Raw genomic sequence first — 21427 nt, 5'->3', positions numbered from 1 at the left:
AATAAAAGAACGTATGTTGGGTGTTTGGGCATAGTATGTTTTCAAGGGAAAATAAAAATGCTAAGTATGTAGAAATGGAGGGAGACGAGTGCACGAACATTTGAAAGAGAAGTTGGCTATTTTACCAGATCAACCTGGTTGTTATTTGATGAAAGATAAGCAAGGAACGGTTATATATGTCGGAAAGGCAAAAGTGCTTAAAAATCGTGTGCGCTCGTACTTTACTGGTTCACATGATGGGAAAACACTGCGGCTTGTAGGAGAAATTGTTGATTTTGAATATATTGTAACCTCTTCGAATTTAGAAGCACTTATTTTAGAGTTAAATCTAATTAAAAAATATGATCCGAAATATAATATTCAATTAAAAGATGATAAAACATATCCTTTTATTAAAATTACGGCGGAGAAGCAACCGCGCTTACTCATTACTCGAAACGTAAAAAAGGATAAAGGGAAATATTTTGGTCCTTATCCAAATGCACAATCTGCTCATGAAACGAAAAAACTGCTAGATCGTATGTATCCACTTCGGAAATGCACGAATATGCCAGATAAAGTGTGTTTGTATTATCATATGGGTCAATGTTTAGCGCCTTGTGTGAAAGAAGTGACGGAAGAACAAAATAAAGAAATTGTAGATGAAATTATTAAGTTTTTAAATGGTGGACATAAAGAAGTTCGTTCAGAACTAGAAATAAAAATGTATGAGGCCTCAGAGAAACTAGAGTTTGAACGTGCAAAAGAGTTGCGTGATCAAATTGCTCATATTGATGCGATTATGGAAAAACAAAAGATGATTATGAGTGACTTAGTGGATCGTGATGTGTTTGGATATGCAGTGGATAAAGGATGGATGTGTGTTCAAGTTTTCTTCGTTCGAAAAGGAAAGCTAATTGAACGTGATGTTTCTATGTTTCCAATTTACGATGAACCAGAAGAGGGTTTTTTAACGTTTATCGGCCAATTTTATGAAAACAGTAGTCATTTTAAGCCGAAGGAAATTGTCGTTCCAGGAAGTATAGACTCGGAATTAGTAGAGCGCTTTTTAGAAGTGGAAGCGACGCAGCCGAAACGTGGTAAGAAAAAAGACCTTGTAGAATTGGCAAGTAAAAATGCGAAGATTGCTCTTGAAGAGAAGTTTTACTTAATTGAACGTGATGAAGAACGAACGATTAAAGCGGTAGATCATTTAGGGAAGCAGCTTGGGATTGAAACGCCGTATCGTATTGAAGCGTTTGATAACTCAAATATTCAAGGAACAAATCCCGTTTCTGCAATGATTGCTTTTATTGATGGGAAACCGGCGAAGAAAGAGTATCGAAAATATAAAATTAAAACGGTTCAAGGGCCAGATGATTATGAGTCTATGAGAGAAGTTGTGAGGCGCCGTTATACAAGGGCACTTAAAGAAAATTCACCTTTACCTGATTTGATTATTATTGATGGAGGAAAAGGCCATCTAGCGGCTGCAAGTGATATTTTAGAGAATGAGCTCGGATTATATATTCCGATGGCAGGTCTTGTAAAAGATGATAAACATAAAACCTCCCATTTAATTATTGGGGATCCACCGGAACCTGTGATGCTTGAGAGAAATAGCCAAGAATTTTATTTATTGCAGCGTATTCAAGATGAGGTGCATCGATTTGCGATTACATTCCATCGTCAATTACATGGGAAATCTGTCATTCAATCAGCATTGGATGATATTCCAGGAATCGGTGATAAACGGAAAAAGGTATTGTTAAAACATTTTGGTTCATTAAAGAAGATGAAAGAAGCTTCTATAGAGGAATTTGTCGAAGCGGGTATGCCGAAAAATGTCGCGGAGACGATTTATACGTATTTAACAGATAAGAAGACGTTGTAGTTTACAACGTCTTCTGTTTTTTGGTATAATTTCTGAAGATTTAAAATAAACTCATCTGAATGAAAATACAAAAAAGTCAACTAAACTGATATGTCTAGTTGACTGTAGGTAATGCTTACACTTCAATGAGATCTTTTATATCCCATTTTACAAGAAATGTAATAGAGTCAGAACGTTTTTTCTTTTCTTCGTATGACTCTGCAACGACGTTCCGTTGCTTTTGAATTTGTTCAGCGATGAATCCGGCTTCTAGTTGATAAGAAGAATGTCGTTTTTGTTTTTGACGTTCTGCGATGAGTGTGCCTTTAAGTTGGAACTGCATTTCACGACGCTTATGTTCAACAATGCTTAAAGTGCCCCAGCCAGCCTTTTCAAAGAACTGAATGATTTCTTCAATTGTTTCTAGCGGATATTTTCTTGCAAGGTTTCTACCAGACCAGTATAAAATACCATCTAAATCGTTGCCGATTAAATCAGGTAGTAATTCTTCACGTAGCAATTCATAAGCGAAGGCGTTCAATGAAACATCTTCTAAAGATGTTGTATCGATTGTATTTTTACTCACAATATTCCCCTCTTTCTATAGGGATTATTATATAACATTTCACATTTATAAAAACAGATTTTTCTTTAGGAAAATCTGAATATATAAGAAAAAAAAAGAATTGGCAAATTATATGCAAATTATGTATACGTTTTCTTGACGCTTCGACAAAAATAGGAGTAAAATGAACTTGGTATCAAATTATGCTGAAATATTTCGAATAATTTTTTCAGTTTTTCTTATGCCAATAGTGAAAAAACATTATTGTCATAAACTAATCTGAAAACAGCAGTCAAACATTCAAGGGGGGTAATGGGGACATGAAAGGCCGCGAGTATACGTTTCGTAAGTGGCACTCATTAATGGGGGTCATCCCGGTTGGTGTCTTTTTGACGCAACATTTAATTGTAAACAACTTTGCAACACGAGGAGCAGAGGCTTTTAACAAAGCTGCAGGCTTTATGGAGCTCCTTCCATTCCGGTATGCGCTAGAAATTTTCATCATCTTTTTACCGATACTGTACCATGCTATATATGGCTTATATATTGCATTTACAGCTAAGAACAATGCGGTTTCTTACGGTTATTTCCGTAACTGGATGTTCGTCTTCCAAAGAATTTCAGGTATCGTTACGCTGATCTTCATTTCTTGGCACGTCTGGGAAACTCGTATTCAAGCAATGTTAGGTAAAGAGGTAAACTATGATATGATGGCAGATATTTTAAACAATCCAGCTATGTTTACATTCTACTTAGTTGGTGTTGTTTCAACAATTTTCCACTTTGCAAATGGACTATGGACATTCTGCATCAGCTGGGGAATTACAGTATCTCCACGTTCACAAAGAATCTCTACTTATGTAACATTAGCTATTTTCTTAGGTTTATCTTATGTAGGTGTGAGTGCATTATTAGCGTTCATCGATCCACAGCTAGCAAACCAGTAAGGAGTGGGAGAGCATGAAAGGGAAACTTATAGTAGTCGGCGGTGGCTTGGCTGGCTTAATGGCAACGATTAAAGCGGCAGAAGCAGGAGTAAATGTTGAACTGTTTTCTTTAGTACCAGTAAAACGTTCACATTCTGTATGTGCTCAGGGCGGAATTAACGGTGCCGTAAATACGAAAGGTGAAGGGGATTCTCCATGGATCCACTTTGACGATACAATTTATGGTGGGGACTTCTTAGCGAACCAACCACCAGTTAAAGCAATGTGTGAAGCAGCACCTGGTATCATTCATTTAATGGACCGTATGGGTGTTATGTTCAACCGTACGGAAGAAGGACTTCTTGATTTCCGTCGATTTGGTGGAACGCAACATCACCGTACAGCATTTGCTGGTGCAACAACTGGACAGCAATTACTTTACGCATTAGATGAGCAAGTACGTCGTCACGAAGTAGCAGGACTTGTAACGAAATATGAAGGTTGGGATTTCTTACGAGCTGTTGTTGATGATGAAGGTGTGTGCCGAGGAATCGTTGCACAAGACTTACAAACTATGGAGATTAGAAGTTTCGGAGCAGATGCCGTGATTATGGCAACAGGGGGCCCTGGTATCATTTTCGGAAAATCAACAAACTCCATTATCAATACAGGTACAGCAGCTTCTGCTGTATATCAACAAGGCGCATATTATGCAAACGGTGAGTTCATTCAAATTCACCCAACGGCAATTCCTGGAGACGATAAATTACGTCTTATGAGTGAATCTGCACGTGGTGAAGGTGGACGTGTTTGGACATATAAAGATGGTAAACCATGGTACTTCTTAGAAGAAAAATATCCGGCTTACGGAAACCTTGTACCTCGTGACATCGCAACGCGTGAAATCTTTGATGTTTGCGTAGAGCAAAAACTAGGTATTAACGGTGAAAACATGGTGTACTTAGATCTTTCTCATAAAGATCCAAAAGAACTAGATATTAAACTAGGTGGAATTATTGAAATCTATGAGAAATTTACAGGGGATGATCCTCGTAAACTACCGATGAAAATCTTCCCAGCTGTTCACTATTCAATGGGCGGACTATGGGTTGATTATAAACAGATGACAAATATTCCAGGTTTATTTGCAGCAGGTGAGTGTGATTATTCTATGCACGGTGGTAACCGTCTTGGTGCGAACTCACTATTATCAGCAATTTATGGTGGTATGGTAGCAGGACCAAACGCAATTGAGTATATGAAAGGTCTTTCTAAATCATCTGATGCTGTTTCATCTACTGTATATGAGCAAAATGAATTAATCGAAACAGAGAAATTTAACAATATTTTAACGATGGATGGTAACGAAAATGCGTATGTTCTTCATAAAGAGCTTGGAGAATGGATGACAGATAACGTTACAGTAGTTCGTGAAAATAAAAAATTATTAGAAACAGATGCGAAAATTGAAGAATTAATGGCTCGTTACAAACGTATTAACATTAACGATACAGCAAGATGGAGTAACCAAGGTGCTTCATTTACACGCCAACTTGCAAATATGTTTGAGTTAGCACGTGTTATTACAATTGGCGCATATAACCGTAATGAGAGCCGTGGGGCGCATTACAAACCTGAATTCCCAAATCGTGATGATGCAAACTTCTTAAAAACTACGATGGCAAAATTTGAGGGAGAAGGAAATGCACCAGCATTCCATTACGAGGACGTTGATATTTCGTTAATTAAACCGCGTAAACGTGATTATTCTTCAAAACACGATGTAGCTGCTAAGGGTGAAGAGAAGGGGGATAAACAACATGTCTGAGAAAACAATCCGCCTCATCATTACGAGACAAGACGGGCCAGATGCGCAAGCGTTTGACCAAGAGTTTGAAATTCCATATCGTCCGAATATGAATATTATCTCAGCACTTATGGAAATCCGTCGTAATCCTGTTGATTCAAAAGGGAACCAAACAACTCCGATTGCATGGGATATGAACTGCTTAGAGGAAGTATGTGGTGCATGTTCGATGGTGATTAACGGAAAACCACGTCAATCATGTACGGCACTTATTGATCAATTAGAGCAACCAATTCGCTTAAAACCGATGAAGACATTCCCGGTTGTACGTGACTTACAAGTTGATCGTAGTCGCATGTTTAATGCTCTAAAACGCGTTAAAGCGTGGATTCCAATTGATGGTACGTATGACCTAGGTCCAGGACCAAGAATGCCTGAGAAAAAGCGTCAATGGGCTTATGAGCTTTCAAAATGTATGACATGTGGTGTTTGCTTAGAATCATGTCCAAACGTAAACAGTAAGTCTGACTTTATTGGACCAGCACCGTTATCACAAGCTCGCTTATTCAACTCACATCCAACGGGTGAAATGCATAAAGCAGATCGCTTACGTGCAATTATGGGAGATGGAGGACTAGCAAACTGTGGTAACTCTCAAAACTGTGTGCAATCATGTCCGAAGGGTATTCCTTTAACAACTTCAATTGCGGCATTAAACCGTGATACAACAATTCAATCGTTCAAAGATTTCTTTGGTAGCGATAATAACTATTAATAAATATTGCCTCTTCATATCGAAGAGGCAATATTTATAACTGCATTTTTCTGTTTATTCTGTTTATTTCAAGGTGAAAAGGAGAGATAACAATGAAGAGGATTTCTTATATTGAAGACTTTGAGCAATGGGAAAGTGGTTTTTCGTTTTACAACCCTGTAAAGGTTCGTTTTGGTGAAGTAGATATGTTTGGACATGTAAATAATGTCGTTGCTTTTACTTATTTTGAAGAAGCTCGTATTGCGTTGTTTAAAGAACTTGGATTTATGCAAGAGTGGACACATGCATCATCAGAAACGATGATCGTTGTTGCGGATTTACAATGTAATTTTATTAAGCAAATATATTTTGATGAACAGCTGAAGGTGTATGTAAAGGCAGGATCGGTCGGGAATTCTTCTTTAGATTTACATTATATGGTGAAGAATGCAGCAGGAGAGGTTTGTTTAGTAGGTCGTGGAATGATGGTTCAAGCTTCGAAAAAAACAGGAAGAGGCGAACCATGGCCTGAAGAATGGAAGAAGAAATTACTACAATAATAGAGTGAAAGAAAAATAAGAGAGCAATTTGCTCTCTTATTTTTTGTCTTCCATCGCTTCTTCTAATGTTAAGTGATGTTTATATAGGTATGTAGCGTATGGATTACCAACGTAGCGTAAGTGCCATGGTTCATAGGCATATTCTGTTGTATCTGTTTTATCTTCTAAGTAACGAATGACAAAACCGAATTCATGAGCATGTTCCGCGACCCATTTTCCTTCTGCTGTCTCTCCGAAGATAGGCTCTAATTGAAATTTAGCTGATTTTGAACTAATATCCATTGCTAAACCCGTTTGGTGTTCACTTGTACCAGGAATTGCGCTTACCGAATTAGCTTCGGCTTTTCCTTGACGTCTAACGTATGTATCATGCAACGATTTTTGGCGTTTGTATGAACGATAACCAGATACAGCTGTAAGATCAAGCCCTTCTTTTTTCGCAGCTTTGAACATGTTTTCAAGTGCCTCGGCAGCATCTTTGCGCAGCAATGTTTTTTCTTTATCTTTTGGACTAATAAATGGTACATTTGGTCTCGTTAAGTCTTCAGGAATGTATCCATCTGGTAGTTTTCGATGTTTATTAATTAAGACAAGATTAGATTTTGGATTTGTTACAACTGAAAAGTCATTGTCTATTTTCTTTGCATTATGATCAGCTTTTGGAAAAGCAGGAATCTCTTCTTTTTTATGGTTATTATGCTTTTGACTTTCGACAGCTTTTGCTTCATTATGTAGTGGTGTTTTAGAACCAAAGTAAGCGAAAGATGTGATCCCGATTACAATAGTAGTGGCAGAAATAATTATTATCTTTTTCATGATGCCTTGTAATCACAGTCCCTTCTTCATAAAATGTGTATTGTTTTTTTATTATAAATCTAGTTTGTTGGAAAAGGAATATAAGAGTCATAACGTAATAGAAATGCAAAGAAAATGTCAGAAAATGTGTGAATTTGTAGTATTTTTTTATATAATTCATTTCTTATCTTTCATGATTTGCATTTTTTATGTAATATATATACATAAGAAGATGTAGCGATTATCGAGAATAAAGAACTTCTTGTATAGACTAGGAGTGAATGGGAATGGATTTTGCAACAATTATTGGACTTATTTTAGGATTTGTAGCAGTGGTAGTAGGGATGGTCGTCAAGGGCGCTGACATAACAGCCTTATTAAATCCTGCAGCAGCATTAATTATTTTTATCGGTACATTTGCTGCAGTATGTATTGCATTTCCGATGAATCAACTAAAAAGGGTTCCAAAACTATTTAAAGTTCTTTTTGGTTCAAATAAAAAGGATTTAAGTTATGAACAGTTGCTAGAATTATTTGTTCATTGGACATCTGAAAGTAGAAAATACGGTATTTTGTCTTTAGAGCAACAATTAGACAAAATTCAAGATGAATTTCTTTTGCGCGGTATGAAATTTGTGATTGATGGCGTATCCGCAGAAGATTTAGAGCAGATTTTGGAATCTGAATTAGAGGCAATTGAAGAAAGACATGCAAAGGGAGCTGCTATTTTTTCACAAGCTGGTACGTATGCACCGACATTAGGAGTTTTAGGTGCTGTTATCGGTCTTGTAGCTGCGCTTGGTAATTTAACTGATATTGAAAAGTTAGGTCATGCTATTTCTGGTGCGTTTATTGCAACGATTTTTGGTATTTTTTCAGGTTACGTATTATGGCATCCATTTGCAAATAAGTTAAAGCAAAAATCTTCAGCTGAAATTGAGAAAAAACGTTTAATCATTGATTGTTTATTAATGTTACAAGAAGGTACATATCCGTTTATTATGAAGAACCGCATTTTAGGTGCACTTTCTGCAACTGAGCGTAAAAAGCTAGAAAAAGGAGCAGAAAAAAATGCGGAGTAAGAAAAATAGAAGAGGCAAAAAGAAAAAACATGATGAGCATATCGATGAAACGTGGTTAATCCCATATTCTGATATGTTAACGTTGTTATTTGCATTGTTTATCGTTTTATTCGCAATGAGTAGTATAGATGCTGCGAAGTTTAAACAGATGGCAGTTGCTTTTCGAAGTGAATTAGCTGGGGGAACAGGTAACAAAGAATTTTTAAGTGATCAAAAGCCAAATGATGAAAAAGAATTATCAGCAAGTAGCCTTGAGGCAGAACAAGCAAAAAAACAAGAAGAAGCTAGAGCTAAAGAAAAAAAAGAGATGGATGAATTGAAAGCATTACAAAAAAAGATTGATCAATATATTAATGAAAAACAATTATCTTCTTCTTTTCAAACTAAATTAACTGAAAAGGGATTAATGGTGACAATATTAGAAAATATACTGTTTGATTCGGGGAAAGCAGATGTGAAATTAGAATCTTTAGGGATTGCAAAAGAGATGTCTAGCTTACTTGTTTCAGCGTCACCTCGTGAAATTACAGTATCGGGTCATACGGATAATGTCCCTATTGCCAATGCGCAGTTTGCGTCGAATTGGGAATTAAGTACGCAGCGGGCAGTTAATTTTATGCAAGTATTACTGCAAAATAAAGAATTACAACCAGAAAAATTTAGTGCGATTGGATACGGAGAATATCGTTCAATTGCTCCAAACGATACACAAGAAGGAAAGGCAAAGAATAGACGTGTGGAAGTATTTATCTTGCCTTTAACAGAGAAAGTAAAATAAAAGAGGATGGCGAATGCCATCCTCTTTTATTTTACATCAAATGATTTTAAGTTGTCGCGACGGATTTTATCTTTTTCTGCATCTGATTTTTTGAAATCATAATCATATAAAGCGCCTTCCCAATCGCCATACATTGGATTCGGGAAAATAATGAATTTCTCACCAAATTGTGCTTTTGAATCTGCTACTGTTTGGTTACGATCTTTTACAGATTTTCCATCAAAACCTGTGAAATCAGATAAGTTATCACCGAAGAATAAGACAATATCATGGGTTTGAGAAACGAGTTCACGGCGTTTTTCTTTTCCTTTTTCTTTCGGATCTTGTAGTAATATATGTTCTTTCGTTGCTTGAGGAGCACCTACACGCTCAAGATTTTTAATTGTTGCATCTAGTTGATTCGTTTTACGATTTGAGATGTAGTAAATATCTACACCTTTAGACTCTGTATATTTTAAGAAATCAATTGCGCCTGGAAGGGCTTCAGCTTCAGCTTTGTTAATCCAATCATCCCATTTGTAAGGATAGCCTTTGCCTGTTTTTACGCTCATTGCCTGATGAGGACTGTTATCTAAAACAGTTTCGTCTAAATCAAGCACGATAGCAGGTTTTTTCTCTGTCCCTTTTGCAAGAATTGCATCAAGCTTTAATTGACCAATGTTGTACCCTTGGTAGTAAAGTGCTTTCGTTTCACCGGCTGTTTGATACCATAAATCAGCCATTAATTGTTGTTCTGTTAATTTTACTTTCTCTTCTTTCGCCACTGTTTTCTCTGGTGTTCCTGAACATGCTACAAGTGATGTAGATAGAACCGCTACAGATAATAAAGTGGTAATGCCCCTCTTCATCTTCATATGTATCCTCCTTGATGTTAGAAAATCATTTTATATTATATATTAAAATATAATATTTTTATATGAACATTTGCATATTGTCTTTTGTATATATAGTAGTATGTCCTATATTAGAAAGATGAGCAAAATAATAATAGTTGTTTTGACAAGTTTTATTGTCGTAATGACAATTATAATTGACAAAAAGAACTTTGTTATTTACAATTTTAACTAAATAGAACAAATGATGGATTCATGACGATGTTTACATATAAGAGGATGAAGCGTGGTGCTATATTTTGTCTTGAATAAACATAGTCTTTGAAAGAGAGTACGAATGATACTAAAGGGGAGGCTTTATACTTGAGTTTACAAATTCAAAACTTAACGAAACAATTTGGGGAATCAAAAGCAGTTAACGGTTTGCAAATTTCGTTACCAAAAGGTGAAGTACTAGGGTTACTTGGACGAAATGGTGCAGGGAAAACAACAACAATCAAAATGCTTCTCGGATTATTAACGCCTAATGAAGGTTCGATTACATGGGATGGAAAAGCATTTGGAAATAGTGGTGTAACAATTGGGTATTTACCAGAAGAAAGAGGTTTATATACAAAAAGTAGAGTAATAGATCAGCTGCGATATTTTGGTAGATTAGAAGGAATGTCGAAGAAAGAAGTGGATCACGCTATTGATCACTGGTTAGAGCGTTTAGCGATACCAGAATATAAATTTAAAACGGCTGGAGAGCTTTCAAAAGGGAATCAGCAAAAAATACAATTAATTGCTGCTCTTCTTCATAATCCGGAACTTCTCATTTTAGATGAACCATTCAGCGGCCTTGATCCAGTTAATGCTGGGATGCTAGCTAGTATTATTGAAGAACAAGTACAGAGCGGAAAGACGATTATTTTATCAAGTCATCGTATGGAACAAGTAGAGGCTTTTTGCCAACATGTATGTATTTTGAAAAAAGGTGAAGCAGTCGTAAAAGGACAGCTAAGTGATATTAAGAAAGAATACGGTTTCCGTAATTTAACGATTGAAGATACAGTAGAGAATGAAAAGGGATTAGAAGCTATACATGTATCGTATGAAAAACAACAAGGCCTTCTTTATGTGAAAGTACAAGACGATGCGGAAGCTCTCAAGATTTTGCAACAGTTGCAAGAGCAAGGTGTTAGCTTACGACAATTCAAAATGTTAGAGCCGACGTTAAACGAAATCTTTGTAGAGAGGGCGAAATAACGATGCGTAAATTTTCTCACGTATTTTCATTTTATTTTAGGGAAGCGTTTTTATCTAAGAAATCATTAATTACGAGTGCGATTTTATTTTTAGTTGTGTTTGGGATTTTTGCATTTAATCATTTTACTTCAGGCGATGATAAAAATAAGGATAAAGATAAAATTGCAGTTGTAGTAGAGAGTTCCACATATAAAGTACAAAAAGATGAGCTAAATAAGCTATTGCCATCAGCAAAAATAACAATTGGTTCAAAGGATGATTTTGATAAACTGCATAAGCAAGTAGAAGAAGGCGATTTAGATGGTCTATTCCATGTGACGGAAAAGGGTGGGGCTCCATCGATTACATATATGTATAATGGATTTCCAAGCCAAGCAACTTCTGCAATTATGGCAGGATATTTAAAGCAACAATATACGATGGTGACGATTGCCAAAAATAATGTTTCACCAGAAATTGCACAGCAATTACAAACAGAAATTCAAGTAAAGCAAGAAGCGATAAAAGATCGTACATCTTCTTTCGGAATTGCCTATTTCTTTACATTTGCTTTATATATGTTTATTGTAGCGTTCGGAAATACAATCGCAATGAATATTGCATCTGAAAAGGCGTCACGTGTAATGGAAGTAATGCTTCCGAAAGTGAAGCCTCTTACGATGATGTATGCGAAAATTTTAGCGGTTGTTTCAACGGCGTTATTGCAACTTGTCATATTGGCGTGTGGTTATCTTATTCCATATTTGTTAGGCTGGGTCGATTTAGAAAGTGCCTCACTATTTGGTATTCCAATTGACTTTACGAAATTAGATGCAAAGGTTATCAGCATGTTTCTTGTTTATTTCATTACGGGATATTTACTTTATGCGATGATGTATGCTGCTGCTGGAGCTGTCGTGTCTAAGACGGAGGATTTACAAGCTGTATCTTTCCCGGTAATGATTTTAATTATGGCTGCATTCTTTATTAGTATTAAATCATTAAGTGATCCGAATAGTACTATCGTTGTTGTAAGTTCTTACGTTCCATTTTTTACACCGATGGTTACCTTCTCACGTATTGTAGCTGGTGAAGCAGGTATGCTAGAAATTACGATAACATTAGCAGTCTTATTGGCGACAATTGCGGTATTAAATGCTGTTACAAGCCGCATTTACGTAAACGGCGTAATGAATTACTCAGATAAAGTGAAATTTAAAGATTTAGCGAAATTTATAAAGCGTCAATAATGAGAGAAAAGCATGATTTCCTATTGAAATCATGCTTTTTCTTTATGTATAAATTAAAAATAGTATATAATAATAAGAGTCGTCTTTTAATAGAATGAATAAAAAGGAGGGTGTGCAGATGGGGATTAGTAGTCGTTTTACAGTAGGTGTTCATATGCTGACATTACTTGCGATAGATCGAAACTCTCGCTGTACCTCTGAATGGATTGCCGGTAGTGTGAATACAAATCCAGTTGTGATTCGTCGCATTACAGGAATGTTGAAGAGAGCAGGGCTTGTTGATGTACAAGCTGGTAAAGGTGGTACGACACTTGCTCGAGATTTAGAAGAAATTACATTACTTGATGTATATAAAGCAGTGGAAGTTGTAGAAGAAGGACAACTATTTTCCTTCCATGAAAATCCCAACATTGAATGTCCAGTAGGAGCTAATATTCAATCAGTATTAGAAATTATTTTAATGCAAGCGCAAGAAGCGATGGAAAACGTACTTGCAAATGTAACGGTAGATCAATTAGTTACAAATTTAAAGTCTAAAATGAAAGAATAAAAAAAGCGAGCTTCCTCATAATGAGGGCTCGCATTTTTTTATTCAGAAATATTGAAAATTCTATTTTTCAGTATTTAAAATGAATTTACCTACGATAGCTGCGAAGATACCACCAAGAATTGGTGCTACGATGAATACCCATAGTTGAGAAAGTGCTTCTCCACCAACAAATAAAGCTGGTGCGATACTACGAGCTGGGTTAACAGATGTTCCAGTTAACGGAATTCCTAATAAGTGAATTAAAACTAATGTGAAACCAATTACTAGTCCAGCTAAAGAAGAACTTCCTTTTTTACCTGTTACAGCAACGATAACTAAAATAAATACGAAAGTTAAAATGAACTCAACTAAAAATGCTCCAGATAAACCAAGAGTTCCGAAACCATTTTGTCCTAAATTATCTAAAGGTGTTTTAGCAGATTTTAAAATTGTTACTAACGTTGCAGTTCCTAATAAACCACCTAAAATTTGAGCTAATACATAATAACAAAGTTCCATAGCGTTCATTCGTTTGTTGATGAACATAGCTACTGATACTGCTGGGTTAATGTGACATCCAGAAATTGTTCCGATGCTATATGCCATAGCTACAATAGATAGACCGAAAGCCATAGCGATTCCTAATGTTCCAATTCCTTCAATTCCGCCGCCAGTGACAGCTACTCCAGTTCCGAATAATACAAGTACAAATGTACCAATAAATTCAGCGATTGCTTTTTTTAACATAATTTACCTCCTATTAATGCGCATGAAACGTATTATAACATAAGTTTTAGTATAAACAGCCAATGAAATACTATTCTGATAAGGCGAAATAGGGGGACAATAAAAAAGAGTATGGTTCATCTCTATAGAACCATACCCTTTTTTTATGCCGATTTTTTCTGTTTAACGACTGGAACAGAACGGTTTAAAATACTATTTGCAACCATTCCTAACATGATAATAATCATTCCGATGAGAGAAAGTCCTTCAGGGAGTGAACCATTTAAGAAAATGATTTCTCCAATTACGGTAAAGACCATCGTTCCAGCTTGTGTTGCTTCAACAGCTCCAAGTAGAGCGAGGTTATCTTTTGCTAAGTCAGTAGCAAAGAAAAATGTCATCGTTGCAATAACGCCGGAACATAACGCTAACAAAAATCCTTGAAGCATTTGGTTGGATGTTGGAATGCCAGTAGTAGAAAATCCGTATATACCAAGCAAGATTGTTATAGGAAGACTTCCAATTGCCATTCCTAATACACGTTGGAACGTATCAAGGCGTCCACCAACAAGCTCCATCATTTTTCGGTTACCGAACGGATATAAGAAAGCGGCTAATACGACAGGTAAAAAACCTGAAATGAACTGAGTCATTGTAATATGGCCTGCGGCAGTTGCTTGCATACAAATTACACCAAGTAAAATAAATAATGCAACATATAAGCTACGAAGTGGAATTTTTCCGCGTACAAGTTTCGTACCTGATTTTGTTTCTATTTTCACGAAAAATAGTGGTGATAGTAGTAAACCAGCTAAAATCGTAACTTGCCAAGTTCCAGCAACGAGCCAAGCTGGAGAAAAGACAGCTGCGAAACTTAATAAAGAATAAAAACCAATACCGGCAACAGAACCCCATCCGATCCATGCCAATGGATGTTTTTTTAACTCTTCCCATAATTCCCTAAAGTTTTTGCGAAATAAAACGATAAGGAATAAAATAGGAAGAGCAAATAAAAAACGGAAGGAAGCTGTCCAAGCCCAGCTCGTTCCAGATACATTCATTGCTCTATTAATAATAAAGGTTGCAGAAAAAAAGGCCGATGATAAAAGACCTAATAAAATTGCGCGCATGAAGTATAGCACTCCTTTCGAAAATAAATAATTATGTATAGTATGATATACTTTTAATTATTAAAAGTAAACTATTTTATGCTTTGAGGTGGTTTTATATATGAAAGAAAATGAAGATATGCAAACGAAAGAAGTCATTCAACAAGTTGGACAGTTATTGAGACAAATTCGAAATGAACAGAAATTAAGTTTAGAAGAATTAGCCCATAAAACAGGAGTTAGTAAATTAACATTAGGAAAGATCGAAAGAGGGGAAACAAATCCGACACTAGCTGTCATTTGGAAAATAACGAAAGGGTTATCAATTCCTTTATCCAGATTAATGGTTGTTGGAGAACCTGTAGCTGTTGCGCGCTGTGGAGAAGGATTTGCAGTAGATGAAGGACAAGCGTGGCATTTAGAAACGATGTTCCGTTATACGAAAGAAACAGGGATGGAAATGCACCGTGCTTGTTTACGATCAAATAGTATATATGAGCCAGAAGCTCATCATGAAGGTGCGATTGAGCTTGTAACGGTAATGAAAGGGAAAGTGTCTATTCAAGTGGAGAATGATGTATACGAATTAAATGAGTTTGATTCCATTCAATTTGAAGCGAATAAGAAGCATATTTATAAAAATGAAGAAAAAGAAGTGGCGGTATTACATTTAACGATGAAATATTCTTCATGAAAAAATCACCTATAGGATTCTATAGGTGATTTGCTCTTCTTAAGTATGTGAAATAATGCCGTTAGTACGAACGTGGCATAAGTAATAAACAAATGAAATAAACTAAAAATCCTGTCCCAAAACATAAAACAGCAATAATCCAAATGATACGAATAAGAGTAGAGCTAATATCAAAATATTCTCCTAAACCACCACATATACCAAATAGCATTTTATCAGTTTCGGATTTACATAACTTTTTTGACATATTCCAATCAACTCCTTTTTATATCAAACTGCATACTTTTATTCTATATGGAAATTTATGAGAAGACTATGGGGTTGTATTACATTTTTTTGTGAGAAGTGATCGTATTAATTGTCTTAATTTTCAGTGGATATTAAACTTGTAGTTATGAGGTGATTTTTAATAAAGGGTGGGGAAATAGAGATGACAGTATATTGGTTGACTAACGTAATGCTTGAATCAGGATATACATATGAAGAAGAGAGAATTTCACAAACAGAAACAGAATTATGCAGTTTACTTATTGAAGATGGTCGAATTAAAAAAATTATAAAAGGGATTGTTCAAGAGGAAGATATAGTAACTTTTGATGCTAAGAACTTATTAATGTTGCCAGCTTTCAAAGAGATGCACATTCACATTGATAAAACATATTATAGTGGCCCATGGAAAGCTTGTATGCCAGCAGAAAGTATTTTTACACGTTTTAATGAAGAAGAAAAAATTTTACCAAAGCAATTAGCGACTGCCCAAAATAGAGCGGAAAATATGCTAGAGTTACTACTGCAAAATGGTGCAACGAATATTAGAACGCATTGTAATGTTGATCCAATTATTGGTCTTGGTAATTTGGAGGCGACGTTAGCGGCATTAGAAACATATAAAAATCGAGTATCTAGTAGAATTGTTGCGTTTCCGCAACATGGATTATTGCGCAGTAATTCTGTGCAACTCGTGAAAGATGCGATGCGTATGGGTGCTCATCTAGTCGGAGGAGTAGATCCAGCTACAGTGGATAATGACATTGAAAAGTCATTACATACAATTATGGATATCGCAGTCGAATTTAATGCGGATGTTGATATTCATTTGCACGATGCGAATAATCTTGGAACGTTTACGATGAAGAGATTGGCAAGTTTAACAGAAGAAGCAGGATGGCAAGGCCGTGTAACGATCAGTCATGCACTTGGACTTGGTGGTGTTACTGATAAAGAGGCTGAAGAAGTGGCAGAAAGACTCGCAAATGTAAATATTGATATTACTTCAACAGTGCCAATTGGTAAACAAGTAATCCCAATTCCGTTATTAGATAAAAAAGGTGTTAAGGTTTCATTAGGCAATGATAGCATTACAGATCATTGGTCACCGTTTGGAACAGGTGATATGCTTCAAAAGGCGAATCGATTAGCAGAGCGTTTTGGGTGGAGTGACGAAAGGTCTTTAGGAAAAGCACTCCGCTTTATTACAGGAGGAAAAGAAACGTTAAATAAGGAAGGGAAACGAGTATGGCCGAATGTAGGGGATGAAGCGAGCTTTGTTTTGACGAATGCGACATGCGCTGCTGAAGCAGTAGCACGTCAAACAGAAAAACGTTTAGTCGTGTATAAAGGAAATATTGTTGTTGGAAGTTTAAATGAGGTGGAATTAAATAATCTTGTGTAGAAGAATCGTTTAAATATTTTGAGGAGGGTTCTAATGGTGAGTATAGAACTCTTCTTTTTTATTCTTACAATATATTTTTATAGGAAAGCTAGAAGGGATGAAAAAATTGGACAATCAACATAACCAAAATCATATTATGGGAACTTTACAATGGTTTATATTTTTATTAGCAAATTCAATCGCACTACCAATTGTCGTTGGCGGATTATTTCATCTTACGACGGAAGAAATATTTTATTTAATGCAGCGTACGTTTTTTGTAGTTGGTATATCTTCTTTTTTACAAGGATGGCTTGGGCATAGACTGCCAATTGCGGATGGGCCGGCTGGATCTTGGGTTGGTGTATTTACCGTACTTGCTTATGCAACGGCCGGACAAGATCAATTACATAGTACACTGCAAATTTTAGAATTAGGAATGATAATCTCCGGTGTTATTCTAATAGGATTAGGAGTAACTGGTTTTATAGGACGTATTTTATTTTTATTTACGCCGCTTGTGACAGGGACGTTTTTACTTTTATTATGTTTACAATTAAGTGGTGTATTTTTAAAAGGAATGTTAGGAATTACAGCTACTATTTCTCAAATCGACGGATTTACAGCAATGATCGCGTTTAGTATATTTCTGTTCGTTATTATACTATCTAATTTTGGAAAAGGCTTTGTCAAAAGTTATGCAGTTTTAATAGGATTAATTAGTGGGTGGGTTATTTTTCTCATTGCAGGAAAAGTGACAATCCCATCTCAAGTAACTCATTTTGTGCAACTTCCACATATATTTGCTTGGGGACTTCCAAAATGGAATACAGGTATGGCTGTATCAAGTTTTGTTATGGTATGTATTTTAGTTTCGAATACGGTGGCAGCTATTATAGCAATTAATCAAGCAACTATTCATAAAGCGACTATTGAACAAAAACAGTTGAAAGATGGAACATGGGTTGGAGGGATTTCGCATATCATCTCTTCTGTATTTTCAACTGTAGGTGTCGTTCCGTTACCAGCAACGGCAGGATTTATACGTTTAACAAAACAAAAGTATATACGATCGTTCTTAATGGCATGTGCGTTACTAGTCGTAATGTCTCTTTTTCCAAGTATTATTCGTTACTTAGCATCTTTACCATCAGCTGTCGCATCGGCTGTTTTAATGGCTTCGTTCGTACAGTTAATTGGAATTGGATTTAATAATATAAAACAAGTGCCGATGAGTGAAAGGAATGTGACGATTTTAGGCGTTGCAGTATTATTTGGCAGCGGCGTTATGTTTTTACCGTCTGGAGTACTCCAATCCTTGCCGTCTGTTATGCAATATATATTCGGTAATGGTTTATTCGTAGGTACGGTTGTAAGTATATTGCTAGAACAAATATGGCGCGTTGGAAAGTAAGTGGATAAAAAGAGTGTACGCACTGTATAAAAGTCTAAAATAACATAGGAAATAAAGCCCATTTTCATTCACCACCTGCACATTTCGTTCATACAATATCTTGACTAAATAAACACCCAACTTACACATACACAGCTCTGGCTTAAGCAAGGAGGGTTATACCAGTTGAAGGAAAAAGCGTATCAATCTAAACCTTTACTCACAAAGAGAGAGAGAGAAGTATTTGAATTGCTGGTTCAAGATAAAACAACGAAGGAAATTGCAGGTGAACTTTTTATAAGTGAAAAGACAGTTCGCAACCACATCTCAAACGCAATGCAAAAGCTAGGGGTTAAAGGACGTTCACAAGCAGTTGTGGAGCTTCTTCGTATGGGAGAGCTCGAATTATAAGAAAGCAGCCGACTTTTATATAAAAGTCGGCTATTTTTTTGTTTGCTTCACTTGCTATATGAATGATAAAAACGTTTCATACATAAATAGGTAATAAGGAGGGGATATGTTGAAAAGGATACTGTTAGTTTCAACAAGTGCTCATGATATGAATGGACACCCGACTGGTTTGTGGCTTGAAGAGCTCGCAGCTCCTTATCATGTATTAAAAAAGGCTAAGTTTGATGTTGATATTGTGTCAATAAAAGGCGGGAGAGTACCTATAGATAGAGTGTCTATTCCGAATGGTATACCTCGCGAATTCAAGCATGTAGCTTCTTTATTGCAAAATACGAGGCCGATTTCAAATGTTCATTTTTCGGATTATGATGCGGTTTTATTTGGTGGTGGGCACGGGGCGATTGTAGATTTTCCAGGTAATCCATATGTAGCAAATTTGATTGAGAATATGTATAACAATAACCGGATTGTAGCGGCTGTTTGTCACGGAGTAAGCTCTTTAGTCGGTGTGAAAAATAAGGATGGCTCGTTTTTTGTTGCGGGTAAGCGTATAACAGGTTATACAAACGATGAAGAAAGAGCTGTACATTTAGAAAAGCGCGTTCCGTTTTTGCTAGAAAGTAAGTTGAAAGAAGAAGGAGCTTTGTTTTATGTAGCCCCCAATTTTACGCCGCATGTAGTAGTAGATGGTCATTTAATTACAGGACAAAATCCACAGTCTAGCGTGGAAATAGGTAAGGCTATAAAAAGGGCTGTAAATAAATTATAGAAAAAGTACCCGCTACTAACAAAGGTAGTGGGTATTTTTATCCCTCTATTTTCCAGGTAGTAGGACCGCGATTGGTGAGGGCTAATAATCAGTGGGGGATGAACAAAACTCCCACTGATTAAAGTTTCACTTTATTCTAAAATTCCCGCCTCAAAATTGGTTTGTAACCGTCCAGTTGGTAATAATTGATTATAGTTTTTTATGTATAGTATATGAAAATGTAATAAACTAAAAAGGCATAATGAGTATAATAACTTCATTTATAATCATTCGTGAATTTGCTATACTATTTTGTATGGACAAAAGGGGAGGCTCTTTTAAATGAGAAAAGTCGCATGTGCAAATACTTATATTAATAAAATAAAGCCCATTATTAGAAAGACAAGTTTTAGCCAATTGAAAATAGATGAAATTGCGAAATATATGGATATTAGTAAAGCTACTTTATATAAACGTTTTTCTTCGAAAGATGAAATTATTGAGGCGGTAGTAGAGGATTTCATGAACTATCTACTCGAAGGTGATGCGGATAATCAAGATGAAAGTATGTCATTTACAGAACGTTTCCAAAAGACGTTTATCCATTCTTTAAAATGTGTGACATATATTTCGGATGTTTTTTTGCAAGATTTGAAAGAAGCATATCCGCATTTGTCGGATCAATTAGTCGCTGCCCAACAAAATCGTAATCATAATTTGCAAATGTTTTTTGAAGCGGGTATGGAACAAGGTTATTTTAATAAAATGAATGCACAATTATTTATGGTACAAGATGATGTGATGTTAAGACGTATTATAGATCATTCTTTTTGTATTCAGTACGATATTACGTTAAAGAAAGCGATACTTGATTTTTATCAATTAAAGAAGTATCAACTTTTTAAACCAGAGTATATAGAAGCAATTGATGATTCTGAAATTGAAAAAGAAGTTATTGCTATTTTGCAAATGATTTCGTAAAAAAGCAGATCTCCCTTAATAGAGGAGAATCTGCTTTTTTAGTACATATTATTTTTGCAACTGCTTTAATACTAATTCGGCTACTGGACCACCTGAAGCTGGGTTTTGACCAGTGATAACACGATTATCTTCTAGAGCATAAGCTTCCCACGGTTGCGCGGCTTTTTCGTAAAGTCCTCCATTTTTAATGAGTTCATCTTCTGTTAAAAATGGAACGAATTGATCTAATTCAGCTAATTTTTCTTCTTCATTTGAAAAGCCTGTTACCTTCTTACCGCTAATTAAACGATCCCCATTGCTTAATGTAATATGAAATAAACCAGCAGCTCCATGACAAACGGAAGAAACAATTCCGCCGTTTTCATAAATATTGCGGCTAATGTTTTGAAGTTCTTTATTTTCTGGGAAGTCCCAAATAACCCCGTGGCCACCTGCGTAATAAATAACAGCGTAGTCTTCTGGATTCACTTCACTTGGTTTCATTGTAGAACCGAGGCGATTCATAAACTCTTTCTTTTGATACCATTCCCAATCGATGCTCTCCGCCATTGCTAAACTATGTGGATCAATTGGTGTATAACCGCCTTGTGGACTGACGTAATCAACTTCGTAACCCGCTTCTTCTACTTTTTTTACGAAATGTACAGCTTCACCAAGCCAAAGTCCGGTAGCCCTATTTAAATTTGGATATTTTTCTACGCTTGTTAATACAACTAACATTTTTCTCTTCATCATAATCCTCCTATAATGTCTCTT

The 21427-nt window shown here is 35.9% G+C and carries 23 protein-coding genes; 16 read left to right on the top strand and 7 right to left on the bottom strand.

Translation table 11 applies throughout. The features are described from left to right. Positions 1 to 88 precede the first annotated feature (88 nt). On the top strand, positions 89 to 1873 hold the full coding sequence (gene uvrC / locus GBN91_RS03700) for an excinuclease ABC subunit C (RefSeq protein ID WP_025690695.1): 1785 nt from the start codon (positions 89 to 91) through the stop codon (positions 1871 to 1873). A gap of 115 nt (positions 1874 to 1988) precedes the next feature. Here uvrC and GBN91_RS03695 read toward each other — a convergent pair whose 3' ends face one another. Further along, entirely contained in the window at positions 1989 to 2438 is a 450-nt protein-coding gene (locus GBN91_RS03695) for a YslB family protein (RefSeq protein ID WP_000042221.1), read from the bottom strand. A 299-nt stretch (positions 2439 to 2737) separates the two neighbouring features. Here GBN91_RS03695 and sdhC point away from each other — a divergent pair, with 299 nt between their 5' ends. From sdhC to GBN91_RS03675, 4 genes are all read left to right on the top strand, one after another. After that, on the top strand, positions 2738 to 3364 hold the full coding sequence (sdhC, locus tag GBN91_RS03690; protein ID WP_000678355.1) for a succinate dehydrogenase cytochrome B558: 627 nt from the start codon (positions 2738 to 2740) through the stop codon (positions 3362 to 3364). A gap of 13 nt (positions 3365 to 3377) precedes the next feature. Beyond that, positions 3378 to 5171, top strand: a complete 1794-nt coding sequence (sdhA, locus tag GBN91_RS03685; protein WP_000676750.1) for a succinate dehydrogenase flavoprotein subunit — start codon at positions 3378 to 3380, stop codon at positions 5169 to 5171. Continuing rightward, a complete protein-coding gene (gene sdhB / locus GBN91_RS03680) occupies positions 5164 to 5925 on the top strand; it encodes a succinate dehydrogenase iron-sulfur subunit (RefSeq protein ID WP_001291827.1) in 762 nt (253 codons plus the stop codon). Before sdhA ends, sdhB begins: the two co-directional genes overlap by 8 nt. Positions 5926 to 6017: 92 nt before the next feature. Next, positions 6018 to 6464: an acyl-CoA thioesterase gene (locus GBN91_RS03675; RefSeq protein WP_000822734.1), complete on the top strand. Its 447-nt coding sequence runs from the start codon at positions 6018 to 6020 to the stop codon at positions 6462 to 6464. A 36-nt stretch (positions 6465 to 6500) separates the two neighbouring features. Here GBN91_RS03675 and GBN91_RS03670 read toward each other — a convergent pair whose 3' ends face one another. Then, positions 6501 to 7280: a M15 family metallopeptidase gene (locus GBN91_RS03670; RefSeq protein ID WP_000720201.1), complete on the bottom strand. Its 780-nt coding sequence runs from the start codon at positions 7278 to 7280 to the stop codon at positions 6501 to 6503. 266 nt (positions 7281 to 7546) lie between these two features. On the opposite strand from GBN91_RS03670, the gene motA reads away from it, so the two are divergent. Both motA and motB read left to right on the top strand, forming a co-directional pair. Continuing rightward, positions 7547 to 8341, top strand: coding sequence for a flagellar motor stator protein MotA (gene motA, locus GBN91_RS03665; protein ID WP_000344853.1), 795 nt, complete (start codon positions 7547 to 7549; stop codon positions 8339 to 8341). Beyond that, positions 8331 to 9119, top strand: coding sequence for a flagellar motor protein MotB (motB, locus tag GBN91_RS03660; protein ID WP_001256734.1), 789 nt, complete (start codon positions 8331 to 8333; stop codon positions 9117 to 9119). The genes motA and motB overlap by 11 nt, the downstream gene beginning before the upstream one ends. A 26-nt stretch (positions 9120 to 9145) precedes the next feature. Here motB and GBN91_RS03655 read toward each other — a convergent pair whose 3' ends face one another. Further along, on the bottom strand, positions 9146 to 9973 hold the full coding sequence (locus GBN91_RS03655; protein WP_000782767.1) for a 5'-nucleotidase, lipoprotein e(P4) family: 828 nt from the start codon (positions 9971 to 9973) through the stop codon (positions 9146 to 9148). Positions 9974 to 10315: 342 nt separating this feature from the next. Between GBN91_RS03655 and GBN91_RS03650 the strand changes: the two genes are divergently transcribed. The 3 genes from GBN91_RS03650 (at position 10316) to GBN91_RS03640 (ending at position 12979) form a co-directional block, all read left to right on the top strand. After that, the gene (locus tag GBN91_RS03650) at positions 10316 to 11200 is read left to right on the top strand and encodes an ABC transporter ATP-binding protein (protein WP_000058117.1); all 885 of its coding nucleotides are present in this window, start codon (positions 10316 to 10318) and stop codon (positions 11198 to 11200) included. Positions 11201 to 11202: 2 nt separating this feature from the next. Further along, positions 11203 to 12429 (top strand): ABC transporter permease, encoded by a 1227-nt coding sequence (locus GBN91_RS03645; RefSeq protein ID WP_001224980.1) that lies wholly within the window; start codon positions 11203 to 11205, stop codon positions 12427 to 12429. A gap of 118 nt (positions 12430 to 12547) precedes the next feature. Next, the gene (locus tag GBN91_RS03640) at positions 12548 to 12979 is read left to right on the top strand and encodes an Rrf2 family transcriptional regulator (protein ID WP_000512998.1); all 432 of its coding nucleotides are present in this window, start codon (positions 12548 to 12550) and stop codon (positions 12977 to 12979) included. Between the two features lie 60 nt (positions 12980 to 13039). Here the strand turns inward: GBN91_RS03640 and GBN91_RS03635 are convergent, their stop codons facing one another. Together GBN91_RS03635 and GBN91_RS03630 are read right to left on the bottom strand one after the other, a co-directional pair. Next, positions 13040 to 13705 (bottom strand): aquaporin, encoded by a 666-nt coding sequence (locus GBN91_RS03635; RefSeq protein ID WP_000913213.1) that lies wholly within the window; start codon positions 13703 to 13705, stop codon positions 13040 to 13042. 143 nt (positions 13706 to 13848) lie between these two features. Beyond that, the gene (locus GBN91_RS03630) at positions 13849 to 14814 is read right to left on the bottom strand and encodes a DMT family transporter (protein ID WP_152121258.1); all 966 of its coding nucleotides are present in this window, start codon (positions 14812 to 14814) and stop codon (positions 13849 to 13851) included. Between the two features lie 100 nt (positions 14815 to 14914). Between GBN91_RS03630 and GBN91_RS03625 the strand changes: the two genes are divergently transcribed. After that, positions 14915 to 15487 carry a helix-turn-helix domain-containing protein gene (locus GBN91_RS03625; RefSeq protein ID WP_065703107.1) on the top strand — a complete coding sequence of 191 codons (573 nt, stop codon included), beginning with the start codon at positions 14915 to 14917 and terminating at the stop codon, positions 15485 to 15487. Between the two features lie 61 nt (positions 15488 to 15548). Here GBN91_RS03625 and GBN91_RS03620 read toward each other — a convergent pair whose 3' ends face one another. Further along, positions 15549 to 15734, bottom strand: coding sequence for a PspC domain-containing protein (locus GBN91_RS03620; protein WP_000038409.1), 186 nt, complete (start codon positions 15732 to 15734; stop codon positions 15549 to 15551). Between the two features lie 183 nt (positions 15735 to 15917). Here GBN91_RS03620 and GBN91_RS03615 point away from each other — a divergent pair, with 183 nt between their 5' ends. The 5 genes from GBN91_RS03615 (at position 15918) to GBN91_RS03595 (ending at position 20671) form a co-directional block, all read left to right on the top strand. Further along, positions 15918 to 17159: an amidohydrolase family protein gene (locus GBN91_RS03615; RefSeq protein ID WP_000219564.1), complete on the top strand. Its 1242-nt coding sequence runs from the start codon at positions 15918 to 15920 to the stop codon at positions 17157 to 17159. A 97-nt stretch (positions 17160 to 17256) separates the two neighbouring features. Further along, positions 17257 to 18552, top strand: a complete 1296-nt coding sequence (locus GBN91_RS03610) for a purine/pyrimidine permease (protein WP_025710198.1) — start codon at positions 17257 to 17259, stop codon at positions 18550 to 18552. 165 nt (positions 18553 to 18717) lie between these two features. Beyond that, on the top strand, positions 18718 to 18942 hold the full coding sequence (gene gerE / locus GBN91_RS03605) for a spore germination transcription factor GerE (RefSeq protein ID WP_000659484.1): 225 nt from the start codon (positions 18718 to 18720) through the stop codon (positions 18940 to 18942). A 106-nt stretch (positions 18943 to 19048) separates the two neighbouring features. After that, the gene (locus GBN91_RS03600; RefSeq protein WP_000919610.1) at positions 19049 to 19711 is read left to right on the top strand and encodes a type 1 glutamine amidotransferase domain-containing protein; all 663 of its coding nucleotides are present in this window, start codon (positions 19049 to 19051) and stop codon (positions 19709 to 19711) included. A gap of 321 nt (positions 19712 to 20032) precedes the next feature. Then, positions 20033 to 20671 carry a TetR/AcrR family transcriptional regulator gene (locus GBN91_RS03595; RefSeq protein WP_001233006.1) on the top strand — a complete coding sequence of 213 codons (639 nt, stop codon included), beginning with the start codon at positions 20033 to 20035 and terminating at the stop codon, positions 20669 to 20671. Between the two features lie 48 nt (positions 20672 to 20719). Here GBN91_RS03595 and GBN91_RS03590 read toward each other — a convergent pair whose 3' ends face one another. Further along, positions 20720 to 21403 carry a type 1 glutamine amidotransferase domain-containing protein gene (locus GBN91_RS03590; protein ID WP_000823848.1) on the bottom strand — a complete coding sequence of 228 codons (684 nt, stop codon included), beginning with the start codon at positions 21401 to 21403 and terminating at the stop codon, positions 20720 to 20722. Positions 21404 to 21427: the final 24 nt, after the last annotated feature.

It is taken from the genome of Bacillus sp. B1-WWTP-T-0.5-Post-4, from assembly GCF_009183795.1.
In the GTDB taxonomy this organism is placed as follows: domain Bacteria; phylum Bacillota; class Bacilli; order Bacillales; family Bacillaceae_G; genus Bacillus_A; species Bacillus_A cereus.
Note: the sequence above shows the minus strand (reverse complement) of the source record. Positions and strands in the feature narration are given on the sequence as shown.

Coding starts and splice junctions, on each gene's coding strand:
- sdhC (WP_000678355.1), top strand. CDS start 2,738: ATGAAAGGCCGCGAGTATACGTTTCGTAAGTGGCACTCATTAATGGGG.
- sdhA (WP_000676750.1), top strand. CDS start 3,378: ATGAAAGGGAAACTTATAGTAGTCGGCGGTGGCTTGGCTGGCTTAATG.
- sdhB (WP_001291827.1), top strand. CDS start 5,164: ATGTCTGAGAAAACAATCCGCCTCATCATTACGAGACAAGACGGGCCA.
- GBN91_RS03675 (WP_000822734.1), top strand. CDS start 6,018: ATGAAGAGGATTTCTTATATTGAAGACTTTGAGCAATGGGAAAGTGGT.
- GBN91_RS03670 (WP_000720201.1), bottom strand. CDS start 7,280: ATGAAAAAGATAATAATTATTTCTGCCACTACTATTGTAATCGGGATC.
- motA (WP_000344853.1), top strand. CDS start 7,547: ATGGATTTTGCAACAATTATTGGACTTATTTTAGGATTTGTAGCAGTG.
- motB (WP_001256734.1), top strand. CDS start 8,331: ATGCGGAGTAAGAAAAATAGAAGAGGCAAAAAGAAAAAACATGATGAG.
- GBN91_RS03655 (WP_000782767.1), bottom strand. CDS start 9,973: ATGAAGATGAAGAGGGGCATTACCACTTTATTATCTGTAGCGGTTCTA.
- GBN91_RS03645 (WP_001224980.1), top strand. CDS start 11,203: ATGCGTAAATTTTCTCACGTATTTTCATTTTATTTTAGGGAAGCGTTT.
- GBN91_RS03640 (WP_000512998.1), top strand. CDS start 12,548: ATGGGGATTAGTAGTCGTTTTACAGTAGGTGTTCATATGCTGACATTA.
- GBN91_RS03635 (WP_000913213.1), bottom strand. CDS start 13,705: ATGTTAAAAAAAGCAATCGCTGAATTTATTGGTACATTTGTACTTGTA.
- GBN91_RS03630 (WP_152121258.1), bottom strand. CDS start 14,814: ATGCGCGCAATTTTATTAGGTCTTTTATCATCGGCCTTTTTTTCTGCA.
- GBN91_RS03625 (WP_065703107.1), top strand. CDS start 14,915: ATGAAAGAAAATGAAGATATGCAAACGAAAGAAGTCATTCAACAAGTT.
- GBN91_RS03620 (WP_000038409.1), bottom strand. CDS start 15,734: ATGTCAAAAAAGTTATGTAAATCCGAAACTGATAAAATGCTATTTGGT.
- GBN91_RS03615 (WP_000219564.1), top strand. CDS start 15,918: ATGACAGTATATTGGTTGACTAACGTAATGCTTGAATCAGGATATACA.
- GBN91_RS03610 (WP_025710198.1), top strand. CDS start 17,257: ATGAAAAAATTGGACAATCAACATAACCAAAATCATATTATGGGAACT.
- GBN91_RS03600 (WP_000919610.1), top strand. CDS start 19,049: ATGTTGAAAAGGATACTGTTAGTTTCAACAAGTGCTCATGATATGAAT.
- GBN91_RS03595 (WP_001233006.1), top strand. CDS start 20,033: ATGAGAAAAGTCGCATGTGCAAATACTTATATTAATAAAATAAAGCCC.
- GBN91_RS03590 (WP_000823848.1), bottom strand. CDS start 21,403: ATGAAGAGAAAAATGTTAGTTGTATTAACAAGCGTAGAAAAATATCCA.